At 54.2% G+C, this 14,649-nt stretch carries 10 protein-coding genes and 1 tRNA gene; 8 read left to right on the top strand and 3 right to left on the bottom strand.

Annotation, left to right across the window (positions count from 1 at the left end; translation table 11 throughout):
- On the top strand, nucleotides 1-439 hold a 439-nt coding region (locus tag C8J33_RS27245), incomplete at its 5' end, for a hypothetical protein (RefSeq protein ID WP_165929903.1).
- A 51-nt stretch (nucleotides 440-490) separates the two neighbouring features.
- On the top strand, nucleotides 491-697 hold the full coding sequence (locus tag C8J33_RS25940) for a hypothetical protein (RefSeq protein ID WP_132665858.1): 207 nt from the start codon (nucleotides 491-493) through the stop codon (nucleotides 695-697).
- A 160-nt stretch (nucleotides 698-857) separates the two neighbouring features.
- On the opposite strand, the gene C8J33_RS25935 is transcribed toward C8J33_RS25940, so the two are convergent.
- Nucleotides 858-1,349, bottom strand: coding sequence for a hypothetical protein (locus tag C8J33_RS25935; RefSeq protein ID WP_132665857.1), 492 nt, complete (start codon nucleotides 1,347-1,349; stop codon nucleotides 858-860).
- 285 nt (nucleotides 1,350-1,634) lie between these two features.
- Here C8J33_RS25935 and C8J33_RS25930 point away from each other — a divergent pair, with 285 nt between their 5' ends.
- Nucleotides 1,635-5,528, top strand: coding sequence for a tetratricopeptide repeat protein (locus tag C8J33_RS25930; protein WP_132665856.1), 3,894 nt, complete (start codon nucleotides 1,635-1,637; stop codon nucleotides 5,526-5,528).
- Nucleotides 5,529-5,560: 32 nt separating this feature from the next.
- On the opposite strand, the gene C8J33_RS25925 is transcribed toward C8J33_RS25930, so the two are convergent.
- Nucleotides 5,561-6,664 carry a hypothetical protein gene (locus C8J33_RS25925; RefSeq protein ID WP_132665855.1) on the bottom strand — a complete coding sequence of 368 codons (1,104 nt, stop codon included), beginning with the start codon at nucleotides 6,662-6,664 and terminating at the stop codon, nucleotides 5,561-5,563.
- A 156-nt stretch (nucleotides 6,665-6,820) separates the two neighbouring features.
- Nucleotides 6,821-6,928, bottom strand: a tRNA-OTHER gene (locus tag C8J33_RS27240).
- 937 nt (nucleotides 6,929-7,865) lie between these two features.
- Here C8J33_RS27240 and C8J33_RS25920 point away from each other — a divergent pair.
- From C8J33_RS25920 to C8J33_RS25900, 5 genes are read left to right on the top strand one after another with little or no spacing between them, the layout of a single operon-like run.
- Nucleotides 7,866-9,182, top strand: coding sequence for a metallophosphoesterase (locus tag C8J33_RS25920; RefSeq protein WP_132665854.1), 1,317 nt, complete (start codon nucleotides 7,866-7,868; stop codon nucleotides 9,180-9,182).
- Between the two features lies 1 nt (nucleotide 9,183).
- Complete coding sequence (locus C8J33_RS25915) at nucleotides 9,184-10,275, top strand: GTPase-associated system all-helical protein GASH (RefSeq protein ID WP_132665853.1); 1,092 nt, start codon at nucleotides 9,184-9,186, stop codon at nucleotides 10,273-10,275.
- Nucleotides 10,276-10,279: 4 nt separating this feature from the next.
- The gene (locus tag C8J33_RS25910) at nucleotides 10,280-11,305 is read left to right on the top strand and encodes a TRAFAC clade GTPase domain-containing protein (RefSeq protein ID WP_132665852.1); all 1,026 of its coding nucleotides are present in this window, start codon (nucleotides 10,280-10,282) and stop codon (nucleotides 11,303-11,305) included.
- On the top strand, nucleotides 11,302-12,159 hold the full coding sequence (locus C8J33_RS25905) for a TRAFAC clade GTPase domain-containing protein (protein WP_207904068.1): 858 nt from the start codon (nucleotides 11,302-11,304) through the stop codon (nucleotides 12,157-12,159). The genes C8J33_RS25910 and C8J33_RS25905 overlap by 4 nt, the downstream gene beginning before the upstream one ends.
- Nucleotides 12,156-14,189: a hypothetical protein gene (locus C8J33_RS25900; RefSeq protein WP_132665851.1), complete on the top strand. Its 2,034-nt coding sequence runs from the start codon at nucleotides 12,156-12,158 to the stop codon at nucleotides 14,187-14,189. Before C8J33_RS25905 ends, C8J33_RS25900 begins: the two co-directional genes overlap by 4 nt.
- Nucleotides 14,190-14,649 lie beyond the last annotated feature (460 nt).

Here is a 14,649-nt window from a genome sequence, read left to right as displayed (position 1 = left end):
CTTCTCCAACCATTCCGTTCCGCTCCTGTCGATGAAGGAGCATATCAAGCGGCCAAAATCACAAAAGAAAAGGTGGGATGTTCATCGCGCTCACGAAGCTTTGATCGTTTGCACTTTAGAACGAATGGCGGGGATCGTCGACGGGCTCGGTCTTACAGGTCCCGCACTCGCCTCTATCGTACTGGAAGCGGAAGACGTCCAGTTGGCGCAACAGCAGCCAGGCGGACGTCGTATCCGGCAGCCCGAGGTGATCCTGCCGGTGGCTGTTCTGCAAGATCTAGCAACACCCATGGCGTCAGCGATTCATGAGCAGCTTGACATTCTATGGTTGACGGCTGGTTGGTCAAACGGGTCGCCGTCTTTTCGCGGCGAAACTTGGATTGGGTACGAGGACAGTCAAGTCTACAATCCATTTCAGGGTTTGCGCAACGATGCTTGACTTGCACGTGGTTCCTGTCACCTTTGGGAAAATGCTTAGGGGGGCTGGGCCGTGTCTGAAATCTTGCAAAAATACCTTTCCGAACTGATTGCACAACGCGATGAAACCGCTAGGCGATTTGTTGAAGGAGAAGGCGACAAATACGATTCCGCAGCAAAAAGTGCGGCTCGCTTCGTACAACTTCAGCAAGCAATCACGATCCTCGAAAATGACGGGAAGATTCCGCTGACGGTGCTCAGCGGGAGGGTAGATGGGTGACCACATGCCGTAAGGGAACGACCATACGCATTGCTGGATCGAACGACCTCGTGCATCAGTAAAAATCGTGTTCCAGGGCATTTAGCTGGATTTTATAGCCAGCGGTGATTTACGGTAGGGTCGGACACTTCACAACCGTCTGCGAGTTCCTCCATAAATGCTAGAGACCGAACTCCATTTCGCTGACAAACCTCTGGAACTTCGGATCGCGCTCCGTCGCTGCAAAGGCCGAGTTCAAAACGAATAGCGCAGCTGCCATCAACTTAGTGTCTCGATCATTGTCGTGCGCTTTGTCGCCATGAAAGAGATTATTACGTGCGACCTTGATAGCTTCAAAGAGGCTCGACGCGTCTTTCACAACGACAGGTGTCTTGGACCATTCAACGCCGTCAAAAGCGTCCCTGACAAGATAGGCGGGAGGCTGGTCAAAATATACTCGTGCTTCGGGGGCTGCTTGCATTGTAGCATAAAAATCCCCTGGGAGCGCTCCAGCAAATGACTGCCATGCGGCGTCCGGACTGGCGTGCCTTCGAAACCCGCCTTTTTTCATCGCGTATTCAAACCGCGCGAATACTGCAAATAGGTCAAAGCCTTCTTGCGAGACTTTTTGGCGAAAGTAATCTTCGAGTTGCGTCATCGGGCTGCGCGTCATGATTTTTCTTTGTCGCAATTTGGACCTGGTGTGCAGAGTGAACAGCCGATATCATCGCGGGATCAAAACGGTTTCGATGATGCCCCCCGAGCGTTTGGCCAGTATGCTCGCGGAGAGAGTGTCGGCTTTTAAATATATTGAATTGTTGTAGGATGATAAGCGTTAGCATGGAAACCAGACGTCCGCTTCAGAAATGGCTGCGATCCGGAACAATTATTATCTCGCGGCTCCGAAAAACCTTGTGGCCGGTTACTTCCTGTATTGAAAGGCCGGCACTGCCTCGCAATGGTTACTACGTCTGAAATTCAACACACCAGATTAAAAGGCGAGCTGGTCTTTCAGGACTTTTGCCTCAGGCTCATCCGGCACTATTGGCAGGACGATTATGCGGAGGCGTTTGGCAGAAGCGGCCAAAATCAACGCGGCGTCGACATTGTCGGCCGCGACAATCGCAATCGCTATAGCCATGCGGGAATGCAGTGTAAGGCTTCGGAAACTGACGACCCACGTCAGCTGAGTATCGTCGAGCTTGCTGCGGAGGTTGAAAAAGCCAAGAAATACCGGCCAAACCTCGACATTCTCATCGTCGCGTATGCTGGCGAACGTGACGTTGCCCTGCAACAAAGGGCGCAGGAGATCAGTGCTGATCATGCTCGCAATGGCATGTTTCGCGTGATGGTTTGGTCGTGGCCTGACATTGTCTCACGCGCCCAGAACTACCCGGATGTTGCAAGGGAGCTTCTCGTTCACAATCAGGTTGCGGCTACCACACCTGTGCTTGATCCCGCACGCCCGCCGTCTGATCAAACCTCCAAGTTTCAGGCGGAGATAGCATCGGCTATCGAGGCACTTCGGATTTCGTCAGCGGTAGTCGCGACCAAGGATGAGACAACGGCACTCGACGCCAAGCTTGATGTTTTCCGGGACCAGATCCGGGCCGGCGGCGGGCCGCTTGTTGTCGATAATTTGCGAGCGCTTCTCGATGAAATTTCAGAGGACACGCCAGGCCGACTAAAGCTGAGGATTTTCGGCAATCTCGGTGCGGCGCTAGCCCAGATTGGAGATTTTAACGGATCCGAAGATGCCTTCGCTCAGGCTGGCGCGAGCGACCCCGAGACGGCAGCAGGCCAATCTTATAGGGCACGGTCAGCGTTGTTACGGGGACTCCCGGACAAAGCGTTCACTGCTGCTCAGCGTGCCATCGAGCTGGATCCTTCAAACCTTTCTGCAGCAAACATTTTTATAGAGAGTGCGCCAGCGACTATGGCGACAGCCGACCTCGAATTGAAGGTCGCAGCAGTAGCTGCTGACATTGACGTCGCGAGCTCCCTGCAGCGCCGTTTCGTGGCCGTTGACAAGGATTTCGATGCATCCATTCGCGTAGCCCGAGCCATCGCCGTGCAAGATTGGCGTAAGGACGCGGTTATCGCTCAAGCTATACTTTCTTGCTTCGAGGACAACAAGGATGTCCGTGTCGGTGCGCCTGTCTCGACGGCTGACCAGTTCCTTCTTGAGGAAAGCAGAACGCGCCTCGAGCGCGCATGGGGGCAATTAAAGACGCGGCCTGATCGACGAAACTGGACATTTGTGGCCGCAAATCTTTGCGCTGCTCTTCGCCTTACAGGGAGAGATGATGAAGCTGATGCCTTTTCGATCGAAGTTCATTCGCTGGAGCCGCAGGATTCCGCGCTGACACAGCGATGCATTTTCGCACACATTCACAGAAATAACGTCAAGGAGGCTTACGAACTCGCGACCAGCCTGGCCGGACGTAGCGATTCCGATGCTGAAGCGTGGTTCCTCGCCGCTTCGGTATCGGCGACCCATCGCAAATGGGAGGAGACTAATTCATGGGCTCAAAAAGCTTTTTCCGCCTCGGTGGACGAAGGTGAGCCCAATCCGGATGCTGCAACTCTCATGATCCTCAGCCTTTCCCGCACGGAGACACCCGCAAAAGCCGTAGAGTTGGCGATGGGCCTGAGACATCGGTTTCCAACGGATATAGGCTTCGAGGCTCAAGTTGCAGAGATTGCTAGAAGAGCAGGTGACGAGCCGACACGAGCCGACGCGCTTGCACGGTTGCGAGCATTCAGCTTCGACAAGCTCGACGCGACGGAGCGTTTTGAACTGGCCGACGCTCTGGCTGACGACGCTGACTGGTCGGGAGCGGCCACTCTGTTGGACGGCCTATACCAGGTCGACCGCCCATCGGAGCCTCTTCGCCGCCGCCTCTTTTACCTATATCGGGCGGATGAACGTTCCAACGCTCGGGAGCTGTTTGGATCACTCGGTCCGGCGGTTCTTGCGCGACCGGAAATTCTCCGCCTCGGTGCTGCAATCTACGAGCGGTCCGGTCTTTTGGATGATGCACTGAAGGTTCTCGAGACAGCAATTAAGCTCGACACGGCCGATCTCCGGTCGCGGCTTGATTGGGTTCGGATCGCAGTTAGGGCTGGTCATGAGGATCGGGTATCTGCTTGGATAAAGAAGACCCACGTCTCGTTTGATGGGAATGGCGAGGAACTCATCGAACTCGCGCAAATCTTGAACAGATATGGTCGGCGCAAAGACGCGTTGCGCGTTGGCTTCGAGGCACTCGCCGTTAACTGGGGCACGAGCGAGAGGCTCCATATGGGATACCTGTCGCTTTTCCTGCTCCAATTTCGAAAGGACAAGTTCCTTCAGTTGAAAATCGTCCGGGAAGATACTGTCTTGTATCTGGAGAACGATCACGGTGAGAAGGTGATGTACCTTATCGGAAGCGGTTCGTTGCCGGGTATCGAAGCCCTTGCGGCCGACCATGCCTTTGCAAAGAGCTTAATCGGTAAAAATGTCGGCGCCACCGTTCTTCTCGGCGGTATCGGTCAGCCGGTAGAATGGAAACTCGGCGAGATTACCCACAAATTCGTCGCGTTGTTCCGACGGGCGTTAGATGCACACGGGAGACTTTTCCCTCAGAGCCGCGCCCTTGGTCGTTTTACGATCGACATCGATAGCAAGAACGCCTTTGAGCCAATTTTCGAGCAGGCCCGCGAACGGGCACGACTGGTATCGGATGCGGTTCAGATCTACTCGGAAAACCTCATCCCGATCGACACCGTCGCGAAGGCTTTGGGATCTGATCCTATTGACACCTCGCGCGGCCTGCGATTCCAGTCAGGTGTGTGGCTGGATAGCTGCGTTGGCGATCAAACGGAACGGCAACAGGCGCTCGAAAATCTTGAGGGTCAATCCGCGGTGATCGTCGATGCGCTGACGCTTGCTCTATGGCAGGAGATCGAGTTTACCGATCTTGTCGAGGGACTTCCCATAACGATCCATACGGTTCAAGCTACAATAGACGAACTAGCACAACGAGCCGATGATGCGCATCAGGCGCTCAATCAAGAGGGCGGTTCCCTCGAGGCGCACGGCGACGGCGTTGTGATGGTCAAGTCGACGCTTGAGCAGCGTCAAGCACTTCGCGAAGCGAACAATTCAATTCTCGCGTGGGTCCGAGTGCACACGAAGCTGCTTCCAACGTCGGTGTTTTACAACGACAACGACAACGAGAAGATAGAAGATTTTCTGTCTTCCTCGACGATCGACACTATCGCGACGGCGCGCGAGACCGGCATGACGATGATCTCTGAGGATCGACGGATCCGGTTGTTGGCAGCGGATCTTGGCGTGGGATCGTCTTCCTGGACCCAGCCGTTACTGTTGGCGTCGCGAGAATGCAAGGCGCTGCGAGATGAAGACTACGTTCGGCTCGTCGCAAAACTCCATCGACAGCGAATTGGATTCGTGTCGGTTGGCCCGGCCGAGTTGCTATTGGCAATAGAGATGGACGCAGACGTCTTTTCCACTTTAGCCGAGACGGTCACAGACGCTCGGGTGGACGTAACGTCGCTCGTGCCGGTTGCTTCTGAGCTTGCATTTCAACTATGGACCCAGACGCGCTTCGTAGCCGACCGCGAAATTCATTTTAGCAAAATTCTAAATGGGATCTTACGGCGCCCCGATGGAGCCAGGCTCTTCGTCAGAATTGCGAAGATGTCTTACGAAGCACTCGTCGATAGTGGCTTGGTCGGCGTCTGGCGAGCGAAGATGTGGGAACGGTACATGCATGAGTTTGCCCGAGGGCATTTCATCCACCACTTGGTTGCCAAGCCTGCAAAACGACATCAGCAAGTTTGACCGCACCCGCCAAAGGCCAAACTGAAAGCAGATCAGTCAATTCCTGCGCTTACCGCATCGGTAAAAAGAGAACTTCCGACGGTCACGTTGATTGTGATTGTATGTCTGGGGAGGACCGTGATGGATTCGGGAACAGCCAATTCCTCGCCTTCCTCGGCCAGTTCATCGATCAAACGACGAATTTCTAGCTCGTTCCCGCTAATAATGCTCGTGAGACGATCATCTTCCCTCATGTTGATCAGAGGTGGCGGGCCCTCGAGGCTAAGGCCAAAGCGGCCTCTCGATGTTCGCGGCATGAAATGTTCGATGAAGAACCATGTGAAGGGGCGCACAGACTTGAAGGCCTCGTCATGTAGGCTCAAGAGCTTTGAGGGTTTGATTTCGCCAGGGCTAATCCAAATACCGGCGTCGATTCCACCTTCCGAAACGATGGCGTCTCTCAATGCCAAACCAGCTGCGAAATCGTAAATATGGCTGCTTAAATTTCGTGAGTGAAGCGCGCGCACCTTTGTTCTGGTCTCCTCCGAGAGTGACGGAGTTTGTGGGCAGTAGAGACAATACTTGATGGCCGCGGCCCCAAATTTCCCCGCCAGCCGCTCCATCCGCTGATGTTGGGCGGCGTCGGTCGCCTGAAAGATGGAGCCGCTGTCATAGTCTCCCGTCTTTTTGGTTCGGAAGAGCCTTTTTGCCTGAACCAGATATGCCGTCGACCAGCTTTCAGAAGGCAAAATCCGGTTGTCGTATTTGACGATCAATCCAAAATCGGATTGGGACACATGACGTTCCATCGCGCTGTTGTGAGGACGGGTGTCGATTGTTACCTCGAAATCCACTCCATCGCCACATGCGGCAAGATCTGCGTTCAGGTGATCGATATTATATTCGAGCAACGATTCGCTACGCTGGGTATCTGCGTCAAGGAGCGCGCAAAGCTCATTTGTTAGTGAAGGCTCGTCAGGCGGGTGTTTCCGAACCATTTTTTTCGACAAGGTATAATCTATGCCGTTCAGATACCGGATGACAAATGGAAGGTGTTGCGGTCCAAACATCGGTGCCCTTATTGTGTTATCGAAATATCTTCGTTTAAGTTCTGCTTGCACGGTCAAAATGGCTTCAAGCAAATTCGGGCGGCTCATCCTCCCCTCGCGCCGGCAAAGGGGCGGATCACGAGGATTTCGCTGCGTTTGTGCGCCGCCGCGCTCAGGGCCAGTTTATTGCCACCCTGACCCCTGCCGGTCGGGACAGCTGGAAACTGCACGTGCCTTGAGAACAATAACGATAAGGTCTTGAGTTGGGACCGGTGGCAGGACTTGAACCTGCATCTCTCTGCCGTTACAACTCCGATTGCGACGTCGGACTGCACTAGAAAACAGAGGCTCTATCCATTGAGCTACGCCGGGATCTTTATAATCTGAGGCTTAGGGGCGCTTACCTTAAAGTTTATAGCAACCCTTTGTATTAAACTAACTCGCGTTACTATACCTAGAGATAGCCGCAGGCGTTACGCCGAGGCGTCGCGCGATATCAGAAGGCCTTTCATTCCGGCGTAGAGCCTCGGCAACGAAGGCTCGACCAGCCTCGCTGAGGCGAGACCCACCGGCAGATTTTAAGATGCGCAGATAGTAATCGCGATCTCGTAAAACTTCGAGCACTTGCTGTTGCTGCCGAATTAGCTGCTCTTCATCCATCAAAACTCCCGATGTTTAATTCTCTGGGTGGAGATAGCATGTTTGTTAAACGAAACAAGCGGTATTTTTGATACTTCGTGAAAATACGCATCGGGTCCGATAACGCCCTGGAACAGTATCACTCTTCATTTCGGGCTCGGAGGATCAGGTTCAATGGGGTCTGGGGGCTTGTGTGGCTCCTCGGCCAGACGCCTCTCGACTTCCTGCGCCCTCTAGCTGACGATCGGCTACGAGACATCAGCGGGGACTGTCGAGGCGGGCCTGGCGCGCCCCCGGCCAATGCCAACGATATTTACGTTCCACAGGGCTTGGCTGATCGAACGCTACCGTGACGTGATCCCTTTTGTGGCCTCTGAGATCATGGGCAAGGTTCCAGACGACCTCGCCGATGCGTCCGTTGAGCCATCTCGGCTCCACGTGCGCAAGGCCCAAGAGAAGGTGGGGACAGCGGAGCCTGATCGCGTCGTGAAAAACCTAATGTCTGGGCCGAGGGCCGGCTCACGCCGGTTTAAACGGCTAGGCACTTGCATAATAAAGTCTTTTCTATTCTAGATAGTTTTGCAGGGAGATATTTAAAACCGCTTTGACGAGCTCAGCTTGGTGGCAGCTGTTTAGCCCTGCGCCTAATTAATAGAATCGATCGGCGCTCATGCTTCTCCTTCATATTTCTGACATTCACTTTAGGTCACCGGACTGTCTTAACCCCGATCTCGATCCGGACCGGCCGTATCGAACGCGCCTCATTCAGGATGTCCGAGAACGCGTTGCAGAACTGGGTTCCGCCGGGGCTATATTAATCGGCGGGGATATCGCTTTCAAAGGTGCGCCGGAAGAATACACGACGGCAATGACCTGGATCAAGGAACTGGCCGCTGTGGCAGGCTGTCCGCCCGAACGGATTTTTGTTATTCCCGGCAACCACGATGTCGACCGTTCTCTCATCCTACGTACGGCAGCAGTCCGTAACGCGCAGGCGGCAATTTCAAAAGCAGATCCGCAGTGGCGAGAGCGTGAGTTTAGAACGCAAATCAGCGATCCTGATACTGCAAGATCGCTAGTGACGCCGATTTCAGCGTACAATGACTTCGCCAAAGTCTTCAACTGTCAAGTTTACCTTCCTGACCATCTTTATTGGAAGCAGGATCTCGAATTAGAAGACGGCGTAACACTCCGGGTGTTCGGTCTAACGTCTACTATTTTATCAGGGGAAAGAGGTTTGAACGACACCCGTGAGAGCCTATATCTCAGCCCGCTCCAGACCGTTCTCGACCCAGTTGATGATGTCGTTAATCTCGCGTTTTGCCACCACCCACCTGATTGGCTGATGGATCAAGATGACGTCAACGATGCAATTTGTGGACGATCGTCGATACACATGTTCGGCCATAAGCATCGGCAGCGTATCACCCGCGAAGACGGTTACGTGCGCTTCAGCGCGGGAGCAGTAAATCCAGATCGAAACGAGCCGGGCTGGATGCCGGGGTACAACCTTGTGCGCATCAGTATATCAGGGGTGGGTACCGAACGACGCATTGTTGTGGAAGCTCACCTTCGCCAGTGGCAATCCAATCCTGACCGGTTTCGGGCCGTTTCTACAGCTCAGAACGAAACCGTCTTCAGTCACACCATCCGTTTTCCCGGCGACGCTCGCGCAAAAGCACGTTTCGCGGAGCCATTAGTTAGCGTAAGCTCGCCAGCGAACCCGTTGGTCACAGCAGACGCAAATCTCAACGAAGTCGATGCGGAGGCCGCCATGGGTGACCCAAGCACACGAAATCTCATTTTTCGGTTCTGGAGCCTTACAGCAAGCGCTCGTCGCGAAATCACGTTGAAACTCGGATTGATAACTAAGGACGAACTTACGGTTCCCGAGCCTGAACGTTATGGCCGCGCGCTGATTAGAGCTGGCGAAAGGGACCAGGTGAGTGAACTAGGTGCGGAAGTTGCCAAGAGGGAGAGGACATAGGGTGGATACGGAAATAATGCATACAGATTTTCCTCGCTGGTATAGTTCCCTTGATATTGGCGACGGCCAGTCTACGCGACAATTACGGTGGCAAGCTGTCTACAAGACCGCGACCGAAGCAAGCAGAGAGACGTTAGAAACACTTCTGAGACTGGCCTTCAAAAGCAGGACAGTTCCTCAGGCCTCTTCCGAAAGCGAAATTCGACAGCTCTTCAAAGCCGTCGACGATACGTTTGAAATGCAAGGCAATGACCGGGAAATGCAGATACTCGCTGCCTCTTGCCTCGCGGTTATGATGGAAGTGAACGAGGACGTAGGGGCAGCTGCAGCGCTCGCTGCGACAACGGCTGAATTCGGCGGAGCCAGGAAACCAAAACTGCCAATGGACCTAGGCAAACTTGGAGAGGCGGCGATTGCTCAATGGGCAAGATCTAACGGGCATCGGCCGGATCTAAACAAGTACCGATACATAGATGCTCCGAAATTTGATTTCGAGAAAGCATCAGCGAAGATAACCGAGACTCCAGACTGGACCAGCGTCGCTGCAGCCTTCACGCTTGCCGCCGACGCCACGAGAGGGGCAATAAAGCAGCTGGCTGTTCGCCAATCGAACGCGCTATATGCGATCGACCGCTTTCTGAAGGTCCAAGATGAGGAACTGCAGCTATTGTGGTGGTTAACGGGGCAACGGAGCATCGATTACGACTGCGGATTCGACGCCATCACCGTAGATGCCCAGCCGCTCGTTCTTGCTCATGAAGTGGCTAATATGACGGAATTCTCTCCTGGTCCTCACTCGGTAAAAGCCATTCTCTCGCGGGCGGGCCTAAAAGATCGCAAAAAACTCTCGGTTGTGACAGCAATTAATGCCGTTGATACCGCTTGGCTCACAAAGCTCATCGGCGAACTCAATCCCTCTCCATTGGCGATGCCCCTTCATGCAGCAGCGAAACGCCAGCTCGAAACCGGGCCGGGTGAGGCGTGGGTCGCAGGCTGGGCTGCAACGGCAGCTCTCGACACTGACCACAGCATGACGCCTCTTTCCCTCGCATTGCAGTTCTATCGCGAGCGACTGCTCATCAAGTTTGAGTGATAAAATGACAGCTGAAGGTGCGGCCCCTATTACATGCTCGAATCTTGACTGCCGTATTGCTGAGGGCGGGCGATGCGTCGAAGGACTGGAGATCACGAGCTGTCCCCATTTTGGCAAAGTCGCTCAAGAAATCGAAGATGATGTCGAGGAGATCGAAAGCAACGAAGAGGAGCATCTTTATCTTAAGCCTGCGGGATTACTTCAGGCCTCTGAGGCCAGCAGGTTTCTGCGCGCCGGGGATGCCCGACTGGTCGCCATTCTCGGGCCTAGTGACACTGGCAAGACAAGTTTGATAGCTGGTCTCTACGATCTATTCCAAATGGCTTCCGTCGCGGGGCTCGACTTTGCAGGGTCGGACACGCTTCATGCATTCGAACAGGCATGTCACGACGCACGAACAGCGTCGCGTCGGGACATCCCCTTCATCGCGCGTACGCCCCGCGGGGATGTTCGCTTCTATCACGTTGATCTCGCGACAGCAGAGGGAGACAAGACGGCTATCCTCCTTGGTGATCGAGCAGGTGAAGAATATCGGGAAGCCGCGGACGATGTGAGCCTCACCTCTGAATTCATAGAAGTAGCTCGCGCCGATTGTCTTACAATTCTGGTTGACGGCGAGCGGCTCCTGAATTCAGGGAGCCGTCACAATCTACGAAGCAGCATTTTAATGATGATGCAGGCGATGTACGATGGCGGGATGCTTCCGAACGGTGTGAACCTCGCCATTGTGCTTACCAAACTTGATCTCGTTCGTGGGGCGGACAATCAGCAACGGGTCGAGCGCGATTTCCAAACTTTGTGTGAGGCTTTGCAAACAACATTGAGCGATGTCTTGGGGCAAGTCGGGATATTCGAGATAGCCGCAGCACCAAAGACAACCGTACTCCCGCGAGGATGCGGTGTCGCCGGCCTCTTGAAGTTCTGGATGTTGCCGATCAGTACGTCTGATTTTGCAGAGCAACCGGTGCCATCCTTCAACAGAGCATTTTCGCAGCTTCGAGTATTGGATGAGATCGAGGAGAGTCGATGAGCGAACGCTCCGTTGTAATCATTGGCCTTCCAGAATCTGGCAAGACAACATTCCTTGCCGCGCTATGGCACCTCGTCACTGCGCGCGAGGTGGCAACCCGCCTTCGTTTCGCCAATCTGCGGGTTGGTGATGCTGCCCATTTGAACGCTATCGCAGCGCGGTGGCGGGACGCCGTGGAGCAAGATCGGACAGGTCTCACGGGCACTCGTCTTGTCAGCATGAATCTCACCGATGACGTCGGCCAGCAGGTACAGATCTCGTTTCCTGATGTTCCTGGTGAGGCCTATCGCCGTATGTGGGAAGACCGGGAATGCAGCCCGGAGATCGCCGATTTGCTTCAGGCCAACGGCGTTTTGCTTTTCATCCACGCGGACAACATACGGGCACCGAGTTGGGTAGTTGACGAAGTCGATCTGGCCCGCAAACTGGGACTAGACGTTACCGCTGAGAATACGGTTTCATGGCATCCACGTCTTGCACCCACGCAGGTACAACTCGTGGGGCTTTTGCAATCACTGCATGCGCCGCCGCTCGACGTCGGTCAGCGGCGTCTGGCAGTCTTATTCTCAGCCTGGGACAAAGTCGAAGTGGAAGGTCAGGATCCGACTTCATTCCTAAACGAGAAATTGCCGCTCCTCGCTCAATATCTCAGACAGAACTCCAAATGGCTGACACGAGTTTATGGTATCAGTGCGCAAGGCGGCGACTACGACTCTGTTGAAGCAGGCGCTCCTCCAAGAGACGAGGCCGAGGAATTGAGAAGATTAGACGACGCCTCCACCCGGATCAAACTGCTCGGACCTATCCCGGCGACGCATGACCTGACCGAGCCGCTGGTATGGCTGAGAGGGTGAAGCTTCTGAAGCTCGATCAAGCTCTACACGGCTATGCGGACGGACACCGGCAGCTTGCTATCTCGGCGGCGCTGAAGCCACGCGACCAGAAGACGCTACTTTCTTTAAGCGACATCTCGGGGCCGGGCGCGAGGCTCGATGAGAGTGGGTATATCACCGGCTATCCCCTAACGGAGTCTGGCTACTACGCACTAGCACGGACTTGGCCGGCACCTGAATTGCCAAGGCCGGGATGTGTTTGGACGCACACTATATTAATTAATTTTGCCGATCTTGCTTCACTAGATCGACCGGAAGAGCTTCTCGACCTCTTTCGTAGACCAGAAGTGCATCTCTCAACCAGCTATTCGGAGCAGTTGACACTTAGCCCATCTGCCGAGATCGGTGAGTTTGACATAGACGACACCTGGGTCCGGTCGATCCTATACGGAATTTACTGTCGTGCACCGAGTCCAATCTTTGCTCGTCGTTCCCGCGGCGCGCTCGCTGATCGCGCCGCTGTTGCGATTTGGGGGCAGCAATGGCCTCGGCTGAGAAGAAGCTTTCGTTTTTGCACACTCTCAATCAGCAACAGGTCGTCTGATAACAACATATTTGACCTCCAACTTGTCTCATCAGAAAACCGCACTGGTAGGAACCACTTTTCCGGGACCGTCGACGCTGAGACCCTTTCGTCTTCTCTAGAGACTTGGATCGATGACGCGTTGTCAGATCTGCGCAGACCAAATATTGACGGTCTCCGCGACTTTCTGCGTCGATCAGGATCAGACATCTCATCGGGTCGCAAAAGCTTTCCCGCGCTCTGCCGCCTTTTTCGTGCACTCGGTTTTGCTGACGGGCGGGTATCAGTCGACGAGGCGATTGCGATCTTACAGAACGAGCTTAGAGCAACTGAGGCTGGCTCGCTTAGGGCAGTGGTGGTCAATTATGCCGTTTCCTCTATCGGGCAACTTGGCCCTGACGCTTTTGATTTCGTTTGGTCACATAAAGATTTAATCAACCGTGCCAACTTCGATAGTCATGGAACTGAGTTCGGTTCAGCCTTGTGGCGCCGCAACCCCGTCCTTTTAGAAATGCTACTCGACGAACCAGACCCCTTTAGAACGGTTGTGGACGACACCATTCGCGCCATGAACGTCACAGATCTCGTTCATGGGCTTCCCGCCGCGCCGCTAATGATCAAGAAGGCGCTAAACATCCGACCTGAAATAGTTCAGGAACCTGTTTTCTGGTCCCAAAATGACGGTCCGCTCGCATTCCAGTGCGCTTCTTTGAACAATATGGCGGCGAAAGCCGTGGCTGCCATGATGCAGGCTCCGCGGTCGGACCTTGCTGCCGAAGCGGTGGCAATATTTGGAGCGCGGATTGTTTTGGACCAAGTTCACCTTCAGATAGAGAACGGGAATTTGGTGGATACAGCTTGGGTGATACAGTCTGCAAAGGACCCAATCGCGGTCGCCGAGTTCCTCTCCGGCTCGGCAAAAGTCCCGCAAGAAGTCCTTGTGCAGCTGGCCCAGCACCTTACTCCCGATAGCGTGCCGAACGAGATCGGCGTCGATCCCTGGTTTGCCGCCTATCAGAACTCTTCTGGGACAGTGGCACCTGAGCAAGCCTTGTCGCTGTTCACGTTCTTACTTAGTCGGGCACTTGGCAATAAATCCCATTCTAAGAGTGCGTTGTTGCAAAGAAGTTTTCAGGAGGTTTATCAAGCTGCAGCTGCAAACCGCTTGACGACGGATCAATGGCAGTTGCTGAATGACAGGGTTCCGAGTTCTAGTTTTTGGTTTAGCTGGGATCGCTGTAAAAGATTGCGTGTTGCCTTAGTAGACCTGTTTTTGAACGGAGTCGTTGATCCGGGATCTTTTGCTTGCATTGTTCAGGATGAGCGATTGCTCCGTTCGTTGGCTGAAGAAGCTGCCGGCAAGACCGGTGGGCGCCGGTTTCTCAAAAACGTTCGACACATATTACAAAATGCTGACGGAACCATAGACCGGCGGCGTCTTGAACTTATTGACGATGTCCTCGATTAGAGAGACGATCTATACCGCGACGTGTCTCCACGCTGTTGACGCTTTCCTCTTCTCCTCGTTCTTTCTCCTCCGCCTCAGTCTGCTCCTTCACGGGTCATACTCGAAGACGACACTGTCGGCCTTGAAAGGCGATCGACGCGCTCACGCAACGCAATCGGATGTGACTTGCCCATGGCGATCCCCCTTCACAAAGATAGGGAATAACGGATCACTCGGTCTGAGAAGATTGAACCGCAAAAACGGCGACAGGCTTCAATGTGTGTGTGAAAAGAAAACCCCATCGAGCTGACAGCAATGGTCCGAAATCACCAATGTTTACTCCAGCCGCTGATTTGACGTCTGTTCGACCGATAGGGCGTGCTGATTGCGGATTCCGCTCTGAAGCCGGCCGCCATTCCGATCATTGACCGGCCACCGTTCCGATTTGAAGCCGGCCACCATTCCAATCAATAACCGGCCA

Source organism: Rhizobium sp. PP-CC-3G-465, assembly GCF_004343445.1.
GTDB lineage: Bacteria > Pseudomonadota > Alphaproteobacteria > Rhizobiales > Rhizobiaceae > Ferranicluibacter > Ferranicluibacter rubi.
Note: the sequence above shows the minus strand (reverse complement) of the source record. Positions and strands in the feature narration are given on the sequence as shown.